At 53.5% G+C, this 18,116-nt stretch carries 19 protein-coding genes; 6 read left to right on the top strand and 13 right to left on the bottom strand.

The features are described 5' to 3' along the window. The 6 genes from M0412_RS13090 to M0412_RS13065 all read right to left on the bottom strand — a co-directional run bounded on the left by M0412_RS13090 (window position 1) and on the right by M0412_RS13065 (window position 7,486). Complete coding sequence (locus M0412_RS13090; RefSeq protein ID WP_142841685.1) at window positions 1-1,725, bottom strand: glycerol-3-phosphate dehydrogenase/oxidase; 1,725 nt, start codon at window positions 1,723-1,725, stop codon at window positions 1-3. A gap of 121 nt (window positions 1,726-1,846) precedes the next feature. Next, window positions 1,847-2,845 carry an aldo/keto reductase gene (locus M0412_RS13085; RefSeq protein ID WP_142841686.1) on the bottom strand — a complete coding sequence of 333 codons (999 nt, stop codon included), beginning with the start codon at window positions 2,843-2,845 and terminating at the stop codon, window positions 1,847-1,849. Further along, window positions 2,842-3,816, bottom strand: a complete 975-nt coding sequence (locus M0412_RS13080) for a sugar-binding transcriptional regulator (protein ID WP_161991353.1) — start codon at window positions 3,814-3,816, stop codon at window positions 2,842-2,844. The genes M0412_RS13085 and M0412_RS13080 overlap by 4 nt, the downstream gene beginning before the upstream one ends. Before the next feature lie 52 nt (window positions 3,817-3,868). Beyond that, window positions 3,869-4,870 (bottom strand): ABC transporter permease, encoded by a 1,002-nt coding sequence (locus M0412_RS13075; RefSeq protein WP_142841687.1) that lies wholly within the window; start codon window positions 4,868-4,870, stop codon window positions 3,869-3,871. A gap of 12 nt (window positions 4,871-4,882) precedes the next feature. After that, entirely contained in the window at window positions 4,883-6,403 is a 1,521-nt protein-coding gene (locus M0412_RS13070; RefSeq protein WP_142841688.1) for a sugar ABC transporter ATP-binding protein, read from the bottom strand. A gap of 69 nt (window positions 6,404-6,472) precedes the next feature. Next, window positions 6,473-7,486, bottom strand: a complete 1,014-nt coding sequence (locus M0412_RS13065; RefSeq protein WP_142841689.1) for a substrate-binding domain-containing protein — start codon at window positions 7,484-7,486, stop codon at window positions 6,473-6,475. A gap of 608 nt (window positions 7,487-8,094) precedes the next feature. Here M0412_RS13065 and M0412_RS13060 point away from each other — a divergent pair. The 3 genes from M0412_RS13060 (at window position 8,095) to M0412_RS13050 (ending at window position 11,246) form a co-directional block, all read left to right on the top strand. Next, window positions 8,095-8,793, top strand: coding sequence for a hypothetical protein (locus M0412_RS13060; protein WP_142841690.1), 699 nt, complete (start codon window positions 8,095-8,097; stop codon window positions 8,791-8,793). Window positions 8,794-9,159: 366 nt separating this feature from the next. Further along, complete coding sequence (locus M0412_RS13055) at window positions 9,160-10,251, top strand: hypothetical protein (RefSeq protein ID WP_269698901.1); 1,092 nt, start codon at window positions 9,160-9,162, stop codon at window positions 10,249-10,251. Beyond that, window positions 10,248-11,246: a site-specific integrase gene (locus M0412_RS13050; RefSeq protein WP_142841693.1), complete on the top strand. Its 999-nt coding sequence runs from the start codon at window positions 10,248-10,250 to the stop codon at window positions 11,244-11,246. Before M0412_RS13055 ends, M0412_RS13050 begins: the two co-directional genes overlap by 4 nt. A 151-nt stretch (window positions 11,247-11,397) precedes the next feature. Here the strand turns inward: M0412_RS13050 and M0412_RS13045 are convergent, their stop codons facing one another. Further along, window positions 11,398-11,661, bottom strand: coding sequence for a hypothetical protein (locus M0412_RS13045; RefSeq protein ID WP_142841694.1), 264 nt, complete (start codon window positions 11,659-11,661; stop codon window positions 11,398-11,400). Window positions 11,662-11,849: 188 nt separating this feature from the next. Between M0412_RS13045 and M0412_RS13040 the strand changes: the two genes are divergently transcribed. Continuing rightward, window positions 11,850-12,452, top strand: a complete 603-nt coding sequence (locus M0412_RS13040; RefSeq protein WP_142841695.1) for a hypothetical protein — start codon at window positions 11,850-11,852, stop codon at window positions 12,450-12,452. A gap of 355 nt (window positions 12,453-12,807) precedes the next feature. On the opposite strand, the gene M0412_RS13035 is transcribed toward M0412_RS13040, so the two are convergent. Both M0412_RS13035 and M0412_RS13030 read right to left on the bottom strand, forming a co-directional pair. Then, window positions 12,808-13,644, bottom strand: coding sequence for a hypothetical protein (locus M0412_RS13035; RefSeq protein ID WP_142841696.1), 837 nt, complete (start codon window positions 13,642-13,644; stop codon window positions 12,808-12,810). Then, window positions 13,645-14,076 carry a hypothetical protein gene (locus tag M0412_RS13030; protein ID WP_142841697.1) on the bottom strand — a complete coding sequence of 144 codons (432 nt, stop codon included), beginning with the start codon at window positions 14,074-14,076 and terminating at the stop codon, window positions 13,645-13,647. A 178-nt stretch (window positions 14,077-14,254) separates the two neighbouring features. Here M0412_RS13030 and M0412_RS13025 point away from each other — a divergent pair, with 178 nt between their 5' ends. Next, a complete protein-coding gene (locus tag M0412_RS13025; protein WP_142841698.1) occupies window positions 14,255-14,929 on the top strand; it encodes a hypothetical protein in 675 nt (224 codons plus the stop codon). On the opposite strand, the gene M0412_RS13020 is transcribed toward M0412_RS13025, so the two are convergent. The 4 genes from M0412_RS13020 to M0412_RS13005 all read right to left on the bottom strand — a co-directional run bounded on the left by M0412_RS13020 (window position 14,926) and on the right by M0412_RS13005 (window position 17,291). Next, on the bottom strand, window positions 14,926-15,501 hold the full coding sequence (locus tag M0412_RS13020; protein ID WP_269698900.1) for a hypothetical protein: 576 nt from the start codon (window positions 15,499-15,501) through the stop codon (window positions 14,926-14,928). The two genes, M0412_RS13025 and M0412_RS13020, sit on opposite strands and share 4 nt — an antisense overlap. A 37-nt stretch (window positions 15,502-15,538) precedes the next feature. Then, the gene (locus M0412_RS13015; RefSeq protein WP_142841700.1) at window positions 15,539-16,090 is read right to left on the bottom strand and encodes a hypothetical protein; all 552 of its coding nucleotides are present in this window, start codon (window positions 16,088-16,090) and stop codon (window positions 15,539-15,541) included. A gap of 70 nt (window positions 16,091-16,160) precedes the next feature. Continuing rightward, complete coding sequence (locus M0412_RS13010) at window positions 16,161-16,748, bottom strand: hypothetical protein (protein WP_269698899.1); 588 nt, start codon at window positions 16,746-16,748, stop codon at window positions 16,161-16,163. Window positions 16,749-16,838: 90 nt separating this feature from the next. After that, window positions 16,839-17,291, bottom strand: a complete 453-nt coding sequence (locus M0412_RS13005; protein ID WP_142841701.1) for a hypothetical protein — start codon at window positions 17,289-17,291, stop codon at window positions 16,839-16,841. 320 nt (window positions 17,292-17,611) lie between these two features. On the opposite strand from M0412_RS13005, the gene M0412_RS13000 reads away from it, so the two are divergent. Further along, a complete protein-coding gene (locus M0412_RS13000) occupies window positions 17,612-17,854 on the top strand; it encodes an ATP-binding protein (protein WP_371338320.1) in 243 nt (80 codons plus the stop codon). The last annotated feature ends 262 nt before the right edge of the window (window positions 17,855-18,116 follow it).

The raw sequence follows: 18,116 nt of genomic DNA, 5'->3' as shown, positions 1-18,116 counted from the left end.
TCATGCATTCTCCTTGCATCTGTGTTGAAGCATTGCCGGACTGACCCCATAAAAGGTCTCCAGCTCATGAATAAGCCGCTGCCGTTCTTCCACCGCCTGGCTTGATGACCAGCCCAGTTCCCGTGCCGTGACGCCGAGGATTGCGTCGATCAGATCCGCGTCGATGCGACCGGTTATGGCAAGTGTGGTTCGCCGCAGAATGAGATCGGTCAGGTGCCGGACATGTTCGGAACGGATCAGCCAGATCACCTCCGCAACCGTGACGGGCAGTTTTTCGCAAAGCGGTGTGTCATCCGCGCGGCCCCGGCAAAAGCCCATCAATTCAAGCGCACGTGAACCATAGGCCGACGCCAGATGTTCGGCCCGGTCCCTGCCGATCGAAAACTCCTCTGATAGCAAGGCGGGCAGACGTCCGGCACTGGTTGGAAAATTCCTGCCGCCGCCGATTGGGCGACCCATCGTGCCGGTCAGCCGCTTGCGTCCGAGAAAGGCCAGAACCTCGTCGGTCACCTGCTCACCAAAAGCCCTGAAGGTCGTCCACTTGCCGCCGATCATGCAAAGCTGCGGCGGATCGCCTGCGACGCGGTGAATGAAATGGCTGCGCGATATTCTCCCGGTAAAGGCGGCATCGCTGCGCGGTAGCGGACGTATGCCGCTGAAGCTAAAGACGATGTCGGAATGGTCGATAGCGATATCCGGAAAAACCTGTCGGATCGCATCGAGAATATAGTCGCGCTCCTCCGGCTCGCATCGCACCCGCTCAGGACGATCTACCTTTATATCGGTCGAACCCGCGAGAACCCGGCCGAGATAGGGAAAGAGGATACAGACACGGTTATCAGCATTCTCGAAAAAAATCATATGCCCGTTCAGGGCTTTGAGAAGCGCCTCGTTCGCCAGGATCAAATGGGATCCCTTGGTGCCGGAAACCGTAGGTTTTGCTTTCTCCGCAGTCGGAGCTTCCGTCAGCGCGCCGATCGTCTCGTCGATCCACGCACCCGTGGCATTGACAATGATCCGGGGCCGGATGGCCAGACTTTCTGACGTTTCCTCCACCCGAAGACGATATTCATCCCCGGTGCGAACAAGCTCCACATAGTTGAGCGCAATGCTTTGCGGTGCATCCGTATAAGTATCGATCAGGAGTTCCAGCGCTAACCGTTCAGGCTGGCTTATCCATGCATCGTAATAGGTGGCCGAATATCTGATGTCAGGTGTCAGGCCCGGCCAGTGCTGCAGCGTCTTGCCGGCGCTGCGAAACTCATGGCGGGGCAGGATCCGGTTTTTGCGGGTAACGAAGTCATAAAGCGTGAGGCCCGCCTTGATGGCCAGCGCCCCCCGGCTCGCGGGTTTGCCGCCGGAGCCGAAAAAGGTCGCTGCCGCGTTGAACAACCCGCTGAAAGTCGAGAAAATCGGGATCGTCGTCGGCAGCGGATGAACCATGTGCGGTGCGAGCGTCAACAGCGCATCGCGCTCCCGCAAAGATTCCGCCACGAGGCCGAATTCGCCGTTTTCGAGATAACGCAGGCCACCATGGATCATGCGTGACGGCGCCGCACTGCAGCCGGAGGAAAAATCGTTGCGCTCGACCAGCAGTACCCGCAAGCCCTGCAAGGCGAGATCGCGATAGGCGGCGATGCCGTTGATGCCGCCGCCGATGACGACGGCATCAAAATCACCATCTTGCCGGATGCGACGCAGAGCGTCCTCGCGAAAACTGGGCATAGAAATACCGTTCGCTGGTGGATGACCAGCGTCCCAATGTTGTTGACCGTTCAAAGCGACAGGAGAGACGGGCGGTGAAAATTATCTGCTATTCGCCGTAAGACCCGTCCCGACTACGTGTTCAGCTATCAAGCCCCACAAGATGCTCGGCAACGCCGGCGCTGATGAGGGCCACTTCACTGTCCGTGAGGCGCAGGCGGGCTGCCGCGGCGTTTTCGACCGCCTGGGCTGGATCACGCGCACCGCACAGTGAAAATGTGATGCCTGGCTGAGCAATCGTCCAGGCAATCACCACCTGCGCGACCGAGGCCCCATGCCCGGCCGCCACCGGTTCCAGCACACCCATCAACCGGGCGATCTTCTGACGGTTCGACTGGCTGAAACGGGGATTGCCGTGACGTTGATCATCCTCTGCAAAGATCCGCTCAGGCCCGACCTTGCCCGACAGCAGACCAAGCGCCAGCGACGAATAGCTGAGCACGGAAACGGCATTCTTTCGACACAGAGGCAGGAGCGTCGTTTCGATGTCCCGTTTCACCATGGAATATTCTTCCTGAATGGCATCGAGCGCACCGGTGTCGATATAGGCCTCAAGATCGCCAGGCGAGACATTGCTTGCCCCGATCGAGCGTATCTTTCCCTCCTCCTTCAGCCGCACCAAAGTCTCAACCGTTTCGGCAATCGGGGTCGTGGCGTCCTGCCAATGGGTGACGTAGTGGTCGATATAATCGGTTCCGAGCCGCTTAAGACTCTCTTCAACCTCATGCCGGATCGACGCCGCGCCGAGATAACGGTGAACGGGCTTGCCATCCTGATGGAAGAAATAAGCGCCCTCGTTCACATGCCAGACGAGGCCGCATTTAGTGACCAGCACCACCTTGTCGCGCCGGCCGGCAATCGCCTTGCCGACAATGGTTTCCGCAAGCCCCATGCCATATGCCGGTGCGGTATCGATGAGGGAGATGCCGGCATCGATGGAGGCTTGAATGGCGGCGATGGACTGCCGCTCATCAGTGCCGCCCCACATCCAGCCACCAATCGCCCAGGTGCCGAGCCCCACGACTGAAGCGCTGATGCCACTGCCGCCAATCGTCCGGGTCAATATAGCATTGTCCGTCACGAAGTTTCCCCTTCTTCCTGATCCAGTAAATAGCCAGCGATCGCCTCGTCCACGACGAGCGACGTCAGATATCGGCCCACAAGCGTGGCCGCCACCGGCCCTGCCTTGATGGCGCCCGCCGCCACACCAATGATGTTCGGGCACCGGGCAAGCTGCCCGGGGTCGAGCGCCACCACGCGCGAGTTGAGATCGATCCGCGCCAGCTGCCCGTCCGCCATGGTAAGGTGGGCGAGGAATTCCCCGGCAATGCCCGCATCCACCAGCGCCTGCCCGCCGCGGGCCACATCCGGCAGAAGGTCGTAATAACCGGAACCCGGCGCCTCCACCGAACCGATACCGACCAGCGCCACCTGCGCCTGCCGCGCCAGATCAAACACTTCGCGGATCGATGCGACATTCATCAGCAGATCACGCTGCTCCTCATCCTCGGCAAACAGCGGCGCATGCAGAAGCGAGGCGCTGCCGCCGAGCTTTTCCGCCAGCTGCGTGGCGAGATGGTTCACATCCGTATAGTGTTTGCCCTGCACACCGCCGGTCAGCGGCACCACCCGCACATCGAAGCGGCGCTCCGCCTCCAGGTTGTCGACAACCGCGCTTACCGCCTTGCCGCCGGTAATCGCGATTACGTCACCGTCCCGGATCGTCTCCAGCAAATGATTGGCAGCCACCCGCCCGACCATCTGCAGCGCGGTTTCGGGATTATCGGAAACCGTCGGCGTCACCACCGACTGCCTGAGACCGAAACGGCGGGTGATCTCGTTTTCGAGATCCACCAGCCGCTGATAGGGGCTGGCGATGGTGATCTTCACCATGCCGGCCTTGCGGCCGGCGGCAATCATGCGGTTTACCTTGGTATGGGAAAGATTGAGCCGCTCGGCGATCTCCGACTGTTTTACACCCTCGATGAAATGCAGCACGAGGACGGAATACACCTGTCTCTGTTGATCGAAGTCGTCCTTGATATCCAGCATGATCATCTTTCTCCAGTTACCTTCAGGCGTTCAATGCGCGCTCGATGGGCGCTCAGCGGCGACGCCTGACCAGATAGTGGTCGAACAGAACCGCTGTCAGCAATATGCTGCCCCTGATAATGTCCTGCCAGTAGACAGACACATTGAGCAAGGCAAGCGAGCTGGAAACGACCGACAGAAGGATTGCCCCGAGGATCGCACCTAGAATGGTGCCCGAGCCGCCCGAAAGGCTGGCGCCGCCAATGACCGCCGCCGCGATGACGTTAAGCTCCATGCCAATACCGAAGCTCGGCTGGGCGGACCCGAAGCGAGCCATGTAGATCACGCCTGCGACGCCGGCCAGCATCGAACACAGCGTGGTGGTGGCGAAGACCACCCGACCGACGCGGATGCCGGAATAGGCCGCCGCCTTGGGATTGCTGCCGGTATAGAACACCTTGCGGAAGGCGGTCGTGCGCCGCAGCAATAGATCGAACGAGACCACCACCACCGCGAAGATGATCAGCACCAGCGGAATTCCACCAAGCGCGCCCTGGCCGATGAACTTGAATTCCGGCGGCAGGGAAAAGAGCCCGAGCGGTCGACCACCCGTTGCCAGCAGGCAGACACCGCGGGCAATCACCATCACGCCCAGCGACACGATGAAATGATGCAGGCCGATAACCGTTGTCAGGAAGCCCATGGCCATGCCGACCAATGTGGTGAGGCAGATCGCCAGTCCGGCCGCCACCCAGGGATCGACACCGTTGAGGAACAGCCAGCCGGCGGCGACCATGGCAAGTGCCGTGACGGAACCAACTGACAGATCGATACCACCGGAGATCAACAGGATCGTCATGCCGACCACGACGATGCTTTCGATGGCGAAAACCATGGCCATGGCCCGCAGATTGTCCACGGTCAGAAAATATGGTGATATGAACGACATCACCGCGAAAAGCGCGAGGATGATGACGATCAGTCCGGTTTCCCGTGCTTTCAGCGCCGGCTCCCACCACGCAGTACGGCGAACCGCCGTCTCGGCAAGGCTTGAAGGTGTTTCCGATGTTGCCATTTTCCCGCTCCCTCAAGCCCCGGCCGGGCTATGCACAATATTGATCGATGCAAGCTGCATGATCTTCTCCTCCGTCATGTCCTCTCCCTGCACCTCACCGGCAATGCGCCCTTCGCGCACGACCAGCACGCGATCGCTGACGCCGATGAGTTCCGGCAGCTCCGAGGATATGACCACCACGCCGACGCCTTCGCGCGCCAGTTCCCGTATCTGGCGGTGGATTTCGGCCTTTGCACCCACATCCACCCCGCGCGTCGGTTCATCCAGAAAGACGACCTCGGGTTCCACCGAGAGCATCTTTGCCAGAGCCACTTTCTGCTGGTTGCCACCGCTCAAGGTGGAGACAGCGTCGCCAACGCTATTGGCCCGCAATTTCAGCCGCTTGCCCAACTCATCGGCGCGCTTCATTTCCTTGCGCCGCTCGATGAAGCCCATGCCGTTCGATATCCTGCCGACATCGAGTGCCGAGACATTTTCGGCGATGGACATATTGAGGAAAAGCCCGTCACCCTTGCGATCCTCGGACAGGTAGACGAGCCCCTCGCGGATGCTGTCGCGATAGTCCTTGAGCCTCAGCGGCCGACCGCGCAGCGTAACTTCGCCGCTGGGTTTCCCTTCCAGCCGGCAAACCGCTCGTGCGATCTCGCTTCGGCCCGCACCGATCAGACCGGCAAGACCGAGGATTTCACCGCGACGCAGATCGAAATCGACATCAAAAACCCGCTTTCCTTCGTTCAATCCCCGAACGGACAGAATGACTTCGTCCGACTTTTCATCGTCCGAGAGTTTCAGCGGATAAAGCTTATCCAGAACCCGCCCGACCATGCTGTTGACGACCTCCTCCGGGGAAATCTCCGCGATATTCGCCGTCTTGATGTGACAACCGTCGCGCATGACAGTGATGCGGTCGCAATGCTCGAAAATCTCCGCCATCCGGTGCGAAATATAGATGATCGCAATCCCGCGTTCCGCCAGCCGATGCATGATACGAAAAAGCGTCTGGGCTTCAGTTTCGGTCAGAGCCGCCGTCGGCTCATCCAGGATCAGGATACGGCAATCCAGCGTCAGCGCCTTGGCGATTTCGACTATCTGCTGTTGCGAGATCGACAGATCACCGGCGCGGCTGGCGGGGTCGATATCGCCGATTTCCCGCAGGATGGTTGCGGCCCGCTTGCCGAGATCGCGATAATTCATGAACAAGGAGCGGCTTTGGCCCGTCTCCGACATGAACATGTTCTCGGCAACCGAAATTTCCGGGCAAAGGGCAATTTCCTGATGGACAAAACCGATGCCGAGCCGGTTCGCCGCATTGGGCGAAGATATCCGCACCGGTTTGCCGTCCAGCAGGATTTCGCCGCCATCCGGCTGCAGAATGCCATCGATAATATGCATCAGCGTCGACTTGCCGGCACCGTTTTCACCCGCCAGCGCGTGGATTTCACCACGCCGCAATTCGAGTGCGGCACTGCGCAACGCCCGCACGGGGCCGAACGCCTTATGAATATTCGTCATGCTGAGGATGACCTCGCCCATAACGCCCTCCCGAAGCTGCTTCCCATTTGACCGGCGAGGCTCAAACCCCGCCGGTTCAAGGGCGACGCGTCAGCGCCCCTTCATATAGTCGTTGAGATCAAACGAAGCGGCATTCGCCTTGGTAATCACGGCAAAACCATTGTCCATCGACGGAACCTGCATCGGGTTGAAGCCCGACACCTTATAGTCGTTGAACGGGTCGATCAGATCCGAATGGGCACCCAGAAAGGTGTTCATGAAACCCATAAAGCCCTGTACGCCCTGATTAGGATTGATGGACATGTAGATATTGCCCTGCTTGATATGCTCGAGCGTCGCAGGCGTAATGTCCGCGTGCAGGATCAGGACCTTCTTCTTTGCCTCCATAACAGCGGCCGTCGCGCCTTCGGCCGAACCGGCCTCGGGAATCCACAGGGCGCCCAGATTGGGGTTGGCCTGCAACAATGCGCCAGTTGCCTGATAGGCGAGGTTCGAATCCTGATTGGTCGCCTGACGGCCAACCAGCTTCATCTGCGGGTAGGTGCGCCCCATATAATCGATGAGGGCGGTGACGCGCAGATCGTGGTTACTCTGGCCCGGATTTTCCAGAACCGCATATTCGCCTTTTTCGCCGATCTTCTTGACGATTTCATCAGCCGCGAATTTCGCCTCGGCAACATTGTCCGAGGTGATATAGGCGGTGCGCTTCGACTTCGGAGAGTCAGCCGCGAAGGTCGTCACCGACACACCTGAGGCAATAGCCTTGTTGATCGGTTCGATGAAGGGATCAGCCTGCATTGGATGCAGCAAAATGCCTTTCGGCTTTTTCACCAGTTCCTGTTCGAAGGACGCGATCTGCTTGGTGATGTCATATTCGGGCGTGCCAGTGAAAACAGCCTCACAGCCAAGCGCCTTGGCGGCCTGCTTGAACCCTTCAAAGACCGGCACCCAATAGGGGTGGCTGGAAACCATGACGTTCATCACATAGGTCTCACCCGGTTCGCAGGCGAATTTGCCCGCAGCGGCGGCCGGTGAAGCCACGCCAGCGGAAACCGCCACGGCAAAAACACCCGCGGCAACGGTCGATTTCAGAAAAGCCAACATATTCCCCTCCCAAGGACAATGAGCTAGTCCGCAATAAATTTTGAACTTTGTAATTTATTGCATGAGTATGAGATATCCGCAAACCGAGTGGGCGTCAATGTGGTTTGAATTTTATTTTGTTATGTGAAATTTATTGCAATCAACGCAAACGTTGTCGGGGAAGATTGGCGATAAGGTCCCATCGGGGGCAATCTGCCGCTTGCGGATATTCACGCTTCGAGACGTTGTGAAAACCTCTTGCGGATCATGTGGGGAGATTGAACTGACGCAGGCCAGAAACGAAAAAAGGGTTTCTGATCACTCAGAAACCCTTTTCATGAATTCGGATGGTGGGCGTGACAGGGATTGAACCTGTGACCCCTACGATGTCAACGTCTATGAACATCAACGAATACAGAGCTAGCTGATAGCAAATGCTACTACCGCCTGCCAGCAGCTATCCACCATTACCAACAGTTTCCAGAGGTTCACGTGTCACCCGCGTGTAGGTGCCCGCGCGATCACTGTCTCGGGAACGAAGGCGTGTCCGCGGCTCGCAGCTGGGGCTCATCTTTACGACCTCGCCCATTTTACGGCTAAAGAACAGCATCCATAGGAATCCTCAGTCGATGTCACAAAATAGCAAAGAAGCATTAGCGGTCAACAGTAAGGAACACGTCGAAAAAGCGATAACCACTGCTCAAAAGCACTCGTTCGCAAAAGCGCCGTCGCAAAAGGTTGGCGCTATCCAAAAACTCGTAGGTCAGCTCACCACTGCCGAACCTTACAACCACAATGGTTTTGTGTGGGCGAAAAGGCCACAAGCTTGGTGGGTTAGTACACTTGGCTTTTCGGTAGAAACGTTCCGCCGACTGATCTCTAAACCGCCGTTCGTTCGGGAATGTGTTTTAGACCCTGATACAGGCAAGAAAGTTACACTCATTCGTGAAGGCGTTTACGGGGTAAAAACCAAGAAGCACGTCCAAAATATCCTTGCCAAAATATGGCTGTCCAAAACTGGTCGGAGGATAAATGGTGCCCAATATGGCCATTTGGGTGGCCTTGCAGACGAGTGGGGTATGGAGAAAGCTCCAGAGATATTCAAGCTCGTCCTAAACGATGTACCAGCATTTATGGCGGGAGCAAAAATTCAGATCGCACTACTCGGTGACGAAGGCTACTTCCGATACTATGATGATTTCCCTCCGACGAGCTTCATTCTACGCTTTAACTCCGTCGGAATAGAAATGCATTTGATGAAAGAGCAAAAGGCTTACTCGGCGAAAAGCAGTCAAAAGACGCTATCAACGCTGACACACATCAAATGACCGAATGCATTATGCCCCCTATTGTAATATAAGATACCTATTTCTATCTTATATTACAGGGGACATAATATTTCGGTCAAAGATAGAAATAGGCCATACGCTCGGCAAGCCTCGCTATGGAGACGGGAAGAAACTTGAGCTTTCGGAGAAATTCCTTACCCGAAATAACAGGTTACAAGCTACGGGTTAGAGACACACATTGGCGGAACATAGCGTTTTCAGCTATCTCCTTTCAGCAAAAGAAAATTTCATTTTTTTAATTGGGTGAAAGCGTTCTAATTTCTTGAATAGACAGATTTGCTAGCTATCGTCCTTATTGGGTCGCTCGATGATGGATGACCTCCCTGTAACAACAAGGAGGTTTGAATGCCCGACATAAAATCTTTATTACCTGCAATCGACGCATGGACCGCCAGCTCATTGCTCCAAAAAGCTGTACGGCGTGGCGAGACAGAATACGCCCAAGCGGCGGCCATCAACTTCCACAAACTACGAGGCAATGCAATCTGGCGACGATTAACACTCATCGCCTATGAAGACATCGGCATCGGCGATCTCCCCCTTTGCGGCGACATTGCGCGATATGCGATTGATCGAAACGTCCGGAGACAAGCTGGAACAGATGGTGAGATAATTTTAGAGCTCACAAAGCAGATGAGCACAGCACCTAAGAATCGAGAGACCGACTACCTGATATGCACCGCTAAGCAGGCCACCTTCACAGAGGGCCTCAGAGCGTCCGTGGCGGGGAGATCAATAGCGCAGATGGTGGAGACAGCCACCGACCCCCGCACGCCGCTCCTAGAGCGCGCTACGGCAGCGTGGATGGCATCCGGTATCAACGGAGGCGGGCCACGTGTTCTATCGAAGGGTGATTTACCAAGCCTAATGCGGGCATTGGAAGAAATTGGTTTGCCACCCGGTGTGTCCACCGCAATCGAGGGGGCTTCTGAAAAGACTCTCGAGCCAATCGTTGTGATGGTGGCTCTGTTATGGGTAGCTATTCGCGAAACACGTGAAGCGCCAATGATATTACGGGAGCCCGCGCCACGGTCAGTGCTATGCGGAGGTTTGCCGAGTTACACCTTCGACAAACATACCCGATTGGGAAAGCAAGCCATAAGACAACTTTTACGCGAGAGCAGCGTCGTCAGGGACTGCATTGCTGACTTTGTGCCTGAGTATAAAGCGATCGAAGTGGCAAGCATGGCCGCATTCTATGCAGATGCGATAGCCTTGAACCACAGGATAACTTGGACCAAATCCGACGCGCTTTTCGCTCTTGGTCGTAAAACCGACATGACAAAGATAGGCACACCAGACCCAGGAGTAGAGGCAATCACAAATATAGTGCTCGCCAACCTCGACCACCTCAATGAAATTCGCAGAAGGCTCCGAGAGGCACCGAAATCTTATAACGGCTTGACCGGAACCGTCGCACTGAGGGATGAAGCATGAGCGATCTAACCCACGATAACTCTCATTATCAGGGGTTAAACCTCCTGAGATTTGAAAGCAGCGAAAATTTGCAATCAATTGCACAAGTCCCTGGTTTGGAATTTTTGGGAAAGTCAGTTCGAGAGTTTGTCTCCCAGAGTGTTGCGCTCAATACCCGTCGTGCGTATGCGTCAGACGTTGGGCGTTTCGAGCGCTGGGGAGGAGGAATTCCGTGCAGTCCAGAGCTCGTTGCGACGTATGTCGCCACCCATGCGAAAACCCATAAAGCAGCCACACTTAGAAGATGGGTCGCGTCACTTTCATACGCCCATAGCGCTATCGGCCTGCAGGACCCTACGAAGACCAATATTGTTCAGGCAACACTCAAAGGCATCAATCGTTCAGTTGGTGCCGCCCCCAAAATGGTTAATCCTCTTTTGCGGGATGATCTGCTTTCGATTCTCGATGCAATGGCAATTAACCCTCGTGATTTCCGCGACAAGGCCTTACTCTTAATCGGATTCGCAGGAGGCTTTCGACGTAGTGAACTAGTTGCCCTTGACGTCGCTGACATTAAGGTCGTTCGCAGAGGGCTCATAATCAACATTCGCCGTAGCAAGACAGACCAAGAGGGCAACGGCCGACAGATTGCCATCCCGTTTGGTAGAACTCGTCATTGCCCTGTTGCTGCGTTTGAAGCTTGGCTGGAAACGTCTGGCATCCGGTTCGGGCCCATATTCAGGCCAATCAACCGGCACGGACGTATTTCGGAGGTACGTTTGCGTGATGGCTCCGTTGCAAAGATAGTGAAAGAGAGAATAAGTGCCATCGGCGTCGATCCGTCGCTCTTCTCTGGTCATAGTTTGAGAGCCGGTTTCGCAACAAGCGCAGCACAGGCTGGAGCGTCGAGCTGGCAAATACGCCGCCAAACAGGGCACCAATCAGAGCAGATGCTGGCTCGCTACATTCGCTTAACGGAGTTGTTCGAGAGCAACGCTGCAAGCGCTGTCTTGTGAAGGTTTACGGGATGTACTGCGAGTCATAGGAGTCAAGTAGTGGCGATTCGGGATTCAATCGCCGCTATCTAACATTTAGCTGTCAGGATGGAGCCCGTCTTAATTGCGGTCGGCTTCTGACAAGACGATTACTTCTTCCGTGAGATTTTGCTTACAGAGCAAGTGTTGGATTTATATTTCCTATGGTTTCAGGAGGTGTCCCGGTCACATAGTAGTTTCCTGCGTTTTCGAGTTTCTTTAAAAAGCCACCGTCTCTGTCTGTAAGACCAATTCTTGAAGTCTCAGCGCCTGAAAAATCACAATTCGTAAAGCTGTTATTTTCGATAAAATCCTGCGCTAAGAATTTGATGTGGCAATCGATAAATGCGCATCCCTTAAACGACCAAGCTTCCTTTGCAACGACCGCCGTTTTCACTGTGGCATCTCTTAACTCCAGCAACATCTCCGCTCTGATCTTCTCGTATCTGGAGCCGGCGATGGTACCACCCGTTACTCGTAACCTCGAGCAGCCCAATATAGTTGGTATCGGTTTTTGAGGCTCCGAGCTTAAGTCGATTTTGATAGTTCTATTTGATGTGTGCCCAACTCCGCTCGCAGCTCTTAATGCACGGCGACAAGCCATATACTTGTAAATTCTATTTTTGTCAGCAGGGTCAGCGTGCGAAATTGCTCAAAATCGTTCTGGTCGAAGAAGGATGGTGTGAGCTAGTTCGTGCGTCTAAGGACATCGCATCCGTCCACGTGTGGGCTCATCTGGTCGCCGATGTCGAATTCTTCCAGCAATTTCCGAGAGGAGGTTGGAAGAGCCTTCTCATGCAGCGGTATACAATGGGTCCGTTGAGTGCTGCGTGCTTGATGGAACTCGGCATTCGTAATTATGCCGTCGACGATGTGAAAACGCTCGAAATCCGGCTGTATGGCGAATACTACAACGAAATCCTGAAACTTGACCTTCAGATCGGTCAAATCATCCGAGAAATGATCGACGATTACGATGATGCCGCAGCACTCAGCGTCGCGGACATGAAGGATGACGTCGTCAATCCTATAATAGCTGACCAATACAAAGTGCTGGCGCTGTTGGCTGAGCAGATCGCCAATTCGAAGGTTGATATCGAAACCATCAATGGGAAGATCGCCGCGCTCGATGCCCGGAAGCGTGAGATCGGTGAAGCAATCATGGCCAGTCGATCATCGACAGTGTAAATTGCTCGTCAATCCGTTTGCGTCACCGAAATTTTCAATCGTGCAATTCCGTTGCAATCGAATTTATCATCGGATTTCTTTTCGTGCGATTAACTGTGCGTCAATTCGTGCGTCAACGAAATTTCCAATTAATTTGACAAACACTCGTACATAGCCCATATCTCAATACGCCTTGTGTCATTTTATGCAGAGGGGTTTAACCTATTTATTTAGGTATCCCTCAGCCTGGCGTCTGTGTCGGTGGATTTTGAGCAGCGACAATGTCGTGATCTGATCTTACCGCAGCGGTGAAATGAAGTTCCGCATAGGCCTTAGATTTCGGCGGGGACGTATTCGTACGTCCCCGTTCGCATTTCTACGTCATATAATCGTTCGGAAACATGTTGATATGTTTGCGCTCTTTGATCGGGGTGGCCGTGCCGTGGCAATCATCGAAATTCCCGGCAATTTTTCCAGCTTCATTTGACACGTTGTAGTGCTTGCCGTGATCGTAACGCTTACCGAACCGGAGCCTGGATGTGTAAGCACACGCGTCTCCATGTGGCGGATTCTTCGTTTCAGGTAGCGCGTGGTGCTCTGGACCATACGAGTAGAAATGATCGTTATCGTCGACGTAATATGACGACTGGTCATTTGTTTTGATCGTTTTCGGTTTTTGTCGGTTTCGCATTTTTCCATAGAACTGATTGATCGACAGGGGCAGCCCCTTCATCGGAACCCCCTGCAGGAAAACCTTCAGCAAATCCTGTAGCTCGTCAGCGTCGAAATTTCTTAGCGGTAGAAGAAACATCTTTCGACGCTTCTCATTGTCAAACTCGCTCGCGAAGTAAGCGAACGTCTTGGATATCGGCGGCAAACACCGATTAAAATAGTTATGGACGCTCATTCCGCCGAGGTTGCGATCAAATTTGACGACGAAGAATATGCGACCAAGTTCCACAACGATATCGCTAAAGGTGTCGTCGAGGAGGATCACCGCTCCACTGACTTCATCAAAGCCGTTAGAAGCGTGCTCGAAAATCATCTTTTTCGCTTCAGCAGAGGACGCCGCCTTTATCGAGTAAACCTCGAATTTGGCAAAAATCTCCGGAAGGCCAACTCTTAGGTCTTTCGGGAATATGTTCGTTCGCTTTACACCGACATATCGGAAGACGTCGTCGGATTGCGTGACAACGATAAATTGAACGGTCATTTATTTTTCTTTGACGAGCTTTGCCAATACGAACGCGGGAATGACGACACCACGAAGGTCTTCATCATCCAGAGTAGCGAGCGCCTGCAGGAAATTCAGGACAACATACTTGTTGGAGCGCCGTCGTTCTTTGCTCTTGGTCTCAGCCACTTCCTGCGCCACTTCGGCGGCTTCAACGACCTGATCGAAGGAATACGACTGAGCCGCTGGTATCAGGCCGATCTTGGCCTTCTTCGACGAATGCTGAACGACCTTAATTCTGTCGCTCAGTCCGCTGGCAAACTGTTTCAACGTGAGTGGAGCAATAATATCGCGATAGCTTCCGAGCTTCGGACCCAGCTCAGCCAATAGATACGGCGATTCTTCATCAGCCCAATATTTTTCGGTCATTTTGACTATCTCATCCGCGAGGGTCTTCTGCGGGTCATCCATGTGGTGTCACTCTCTTCAAATCTGTTCTGCGACCAGGAATTGCATAGGCGCAGCGATTTTTCCAGCGATTTCAGCTTGCCTGGGCAGCTCTATTGCTCTCTGCGATCAAAGCGTTGACTTCACAGCCATTATAAAGCTCACTGCTCTGTAAACAGCAACTTTGTAGTGCAGGATAAATATGGCTGAGTACCGCATAGCGAAAGTGAGATTTTCCGAAGATGGAAATCCCTATCCTGTGAACTGCAAGTTCGGTGTTGAACCGAATGATTTCGTGATTGTCCGGCTGGAAGGCAAATTCACCCCACTGCAGAAGGCTCAGGTTGTCGCAGTGGAAACTTGGCGTGGAGAATGCAAACATAGCATTGTCTGCCGTGCCGACGACATCGATAGATATGGTGCCGGACCAGATGGCGTTTCTGACGAGGCAACTTTGGAACGTTTCCTGGTCGAATTCTTAAAAATGAAGAAATTTAAGGTCGTCTACGAAAAATCTTACAAAGTCATCGAGGATCATCCGCGCTGGAACACGGCGTATGTTTTCGACCGTTACTATGGTTGGAACGAAAACAAGAGAAGCACCGTGCCGATGTTACTGCTCATAGGCAACGAGGGAATAGCTCATCGGGCACCTGATGCTGGAGAATGGATTGAGATGCGAGATGGGGCGATGCTCTTCAGGGAGGACCAGTTTTTTCTCACCCTGAGCCCAGATCGTGGCAATATCTACAAACAGGCAGCTGAGCGGGCTGAAGGTCCTCTGGCCCCTGATTTAAACCCGTACGACAATACAAGAGGCCAGATAAGAGACGCTATCGGTGGCGATGGCTATCTGTCAGATGGAGAGTACGTCTAGGCTTGGTCGTCCCAGTCGGGTGGTTGTTCGACCCAAAGACCTTCACCGACCAAGAAGTCGTGCCATTGCTCTGCCATGCTGTCGAACAGATCGAGGACGTTGATTTTCTCACCACCTGGCTCTTTTTGGATGTATGCGGTTGGGTGGGTGTCAGTGAGCTTCTTGTCTTTCCAGATTAGCTTCACGGTACTCCCGATGGCCATGTCCTTCATCGGACCGCCTAGCTCCGATGTCCTGTGCTTCACGTTATTGGCGATCCGTCGACAATAATCGATTGCGGGCATTTCCTTTTCATTGAGGTGGATAAAAGTCTGGATCGGACCAACTTCGCCCTTCTTGATCTTCTTGCCCTTCTTTAAGCCGGTGAGCCGCAGGTAGGCTTTAGAATCCAGCTCAACCAGCACCCAATCCAAAATATGTGATCCGGTCACGGCTGCGTCGATGGCAGCATATTGGATGGCCGTCGAACTGTTGGCATTACGCAGACGTTCGATGTCGTAGACCAATTTCAGAAATAGGTCTGTCGACGACCTCAAGCCAAAATACTTTTGTTGTCGAGGCGTCCTGGTCATCTTGGCTCATCCTTACGCATGCCGTCATCCGGACTCCTCAGTTCGCAGAGCTGTCGAAGAACGAAACCATGACCATGCCATCCAGACCTGGCCCAGCGTGAACTTGCTGGACGCTGAAGTTCTTAGGTGATGAGAAGCCTAACAACTCCGCGCTGTAGACAGCAATGGTCGTACCACCCTGCTTCTGGTCTGCAATTTTCCGTGTTTTGTAGGTCGTCTCAATGTGCGTCCGGAGATCAGCAACCGCCTTATCATCTGCCTGGGTCACGATAGAGCAGCTTATGCTTGGCATGCCATCGACAATCTTCTTTGCAAACGCGATGGCGAAAGACCGGTCGTCTTTTCCGATCAGCCAACCTGATGTCGCATCGGGATTTACCGATGGCAGCATGTCCGCCTCCATTTTCATGGATTTTGCTCCAAAATGGGCGGCTGTCTGTTTCACGAAAGGCTCAAGTAGCTTTTCATCGAGGCGACTGCCAATGCAGATGTTTTCCAGCAAGCCTTGTGCTGTCGGCACTTCATCTGCGGCATAAGCTGTTGAAACGCTGCTGATGCAGATGGCTGACAAGATTTGTAGAAAACGCATTCGATCCCCCTGATTGCAATTTCCAGTAGCGCAGAAATTGCTGTTTTTCCAGCGGTTTCGAGATCGCGGCCTAAGCTGCGATCTTCACCATCTTCCGAAGCAAAACCCCGATGTTCATACGCTGCTGACCAGGATTGAGGTGATCATACCGCTTCGTGACACCATGCTTTTCAGCGACCTCATAAAGCTTATTGAGGTCGAGTTTACCGTCGGTGCGCACCTGTTCATCGAGCCACTTATTGAACGGCGACTGCGCCGTGTTTTTCAGCCAAGCTTCACGCTGTTCCTTAGTGATCCGCATTTCGGATTTCACGTCATTGCGATATGTGCTGCCGGAGGAGAATAGGCCCGGACGTGTGATCTGGAGGCTCTTGCGATCATGCTGGTAGCCGATGTGCTCCATGATCTGCCTAGCCATGTGGCCGATCATCTGCTTGATCCGGTCGTCAATGACGTCCTCACCGAACTCTTTTACCAGGTATTTGCCCAGGGGTTCGACGGCGACACGCTCCAGCTCGGTTGCGGTCTGCATCCGGACCACGTTGACCGGATGCGTCATGAATTTCAGGATTTCCTGGCCCAGTTCGGTCTCAGCCAGTTCACGGAAATGCTGCGAGTCATATGCAAAGTCGGTCAAATCAAAATCGATATGGTCCATACCATTATCCTTGGTGTGAATTATCATGCCCATGATATATACATCTGCTTTTGGTCGCGCAAGGGGTGGATTCGACAATTTCGACTTGTTTCAGTTTCTGCCAGAATTCGCGTCGTTCTGGCGCTTTTGTTGTTTGATTTGCTCTGAGTTGAGCTTGCCGCGCCATATGGCAGCACAAAATGTCACGATGGCAACTGCGCCAACAAGAAAGGGTGCAAAGGCCTGCGAAATCTTTTGTTTGGTTTCCGCGTTAGGCTGAGTGGCGACTGTGATACCGCTGCAAAGAAAAAATATGAACCCTAGTGCAGCGGCGATCAATGTTAACTGGAACCAACCATTTGCAGACAGATTGAAATCTTCTTCCGTTGTCGCCGCAAATAACCTCGAAATCATGCTACCTTTCCCCCAATTTGCGAAGCTTGGAATAGCAGGCCGACGGTTAAAAGATCGCTGTTTATCGATCGACAAAAGCGAGCCTGTGTTTGTGACAGGTAGGTTGCTATAAAACGCCATACGCTGGTGAACTAAACGCACGGTCGCCAATATTGCGCCTTCGCCTCAGTCAAAGTCTGCCTGCTCCACACACGCCAAAAATTGTTAACTGAATGCGGTAGAACGCGCCATGCCATGCAACTTCCATATGATTAGGGAAAAGGGAGAAACCGCGTGCGCCAACTGTCCACAGCGGAGATAAATCAATCGCCTTAAAATCATGGTCGATAATTTAGACTTAACGTCGGATGTCTTCTCTTTACTACCTCCTGATGGAAAACCTCATGACGATGAGAAGTAACTCTGGGATTACAAAGAAAAAGTTGCTAAAGAGCCAACTGAAGGGTTGAGGGTTTCGTAGGCAGTTTGATATTGAGACATCCGAAATCATAAAGGATGCGGTTGCATTTCATAACGCATTTGGTGGCTATATTGTTTTTGGCGTAGCTGACAAAGGTAAATCTCGGCTTAGAGGTGTAGATAACGATTTCAACTGCGCCGACTTCAATAACAGACTTAACTCAGTTATCGCCGATAATTCTGTTGAATGTGACTTCAAGGTATTTCCTTTAAGCAAGCTTGAAGCACAGCTCACAAGACTCGCCAAACCTTAGACTGAAACCTTGGCGGTTTTCGCTCAGGCGGGTCACGATTTGGCATTTAGAGGGGTGAAATACGGAAGATCTGCGTGAGCGCCTTCAACCCAATGGCGCTCAGAGCAACTGATCGTTCCTCGGCGCCTAGACCATTTAGGTCGTTAGTTTTGAAATCGCGTCAAAAATCCGAGGGGGCACATGATTGCTACCAGAACGCCTGCCGAGAATTGCAGGTGGAAAAATCTTGCAAATACCAAACCATATCCAAAAGTGTGCTATC

Source organism: Agrobacterium sp. O3.4 (genome assembly GCF_041414895.1).
Lineage (GTDB): Bacteria > Pseudomonadota > Alphaproteobacteria > Rhizobiales > Rhizobiaceae > Agrobacterium > Agrobacterium cucumeris.
Note: the sequence above shows the minus strand (reverse complement) of the source record. Positions and strands in the feature narration are given on the sequence as shown.

What these genes read in the sequence shown, in the direction of transcription:
- M0412_RS13090 (WP_142841685.1), bottom strand. Translation starts at nt 1,725, where the DNA reads ATGCCCAGTTTTCGCGAGGACGCTCTGCGTCGCATCCGGCAAGATGGT.
- M0412_RS13080 (WP_161991353.1), bottom strand. Translation starts at nt 3,816, where the DNA reads ATGCTGGATATCAAGGACGACTTCGATCAACAGAGACAGGTGTATTCC.
- M0412_RS13075 (WP_142841687.1), bottom strand. Translation starts at nt 4,870, where the DNA reads ATGGCAACATCGGAAACACCTTCAAGCCTTGCCGAGACGGCGGTTCGC.
- M0412_RS13070 (WP_142841688.1), bottom strand. Translation starts at nt 6,403, where the DNA reads ATGGGCGAGGTCATCCTCAGCATGACGAATATTCATAAGGCGTTCGGC.
- M0412_RS13065 (WP_142841689.1), bottom strand. Translation starts at nt 7,486, where the DNA reads ATGTTGGCTTTTCTGAAATCGACCGTTGCCGCGGGTGTTTTTGCCGTG.
- M0412_RS13060 (WP_142841690.1), top strand. Translation starts at nt 8,095, where the DNA reads ATGTCACAAAATAGCAAAGAAGCATTAGCGGTCAACAGTAAGGAACAC.
- M0412_RS13055 (WP_269698901.1), top strand. Translation starts at nt 9,160, where the DNA reads ATGCCCGACATAAAATCTTTATTACCTGCAATCGACGCATGGACCGCC.
- M0412_RS13050 (WP_142841693.1), top strand. Translation starts at nt 10,248, where the DNA reads ATGAGCGATCTAACCCACGATAACTCTCATTATCAGGGGTTAAACCTC.
- M0412_RS13040 (WP_142841695.1), top strand. Translation starts at nt 11,850, where the DNA reads ATGCACGGCGACAAGCCATATACTTGTAAATTCTATTTTTGTCAGCAG.
- M0412_RS13035 (WP_142841696.1), bottom strand. Translation starts at nt 13,644, where the DNA reads ATGACCGTTCAATTTATCGTTGTCACGCAATCCGACGACGTCTTCCGA.
- M0412_RS13030 (WP_142841697.1), bottom strand. Translation starts at nt 14,076, where the DNA reads ATGGATGACCCGCAGAAGACCCTCGCGGATGAGATAGTCAAAATGACC.
- M0412_RS13025 (WP_142841698.1), top strand. Translation starts at nt 14,255, where the DNA reads ATGGCTGAGTACCGCATAGCGAAAGTGAGATTTTCCGAAGATGGAAAT.
- M0412_RS13020 (WP_269698900.1), bottom strand. Translation starts at nt 15,501, where the DNA reads ATGACCAGGACGCCTCGACAACAAAAGTATTTTGGCTTGAGGTCGTCG.
- M0412_RS13015 (WP_142841700.1), bottom strand. Translation starts at nt 16,090, where the DNA reads ATGCGTTTTCTACAAATCTTGTCAGCCATCTGCATCAGCAGCGTTTCA.
- M0412_RS13010 (WP_269698899.1), bottom strand. Translation starts at nt 16,748, where the DNA reads ATGGACCATATCGATTTTGATTTGACCGACTTTGCATATGACTCGCAG.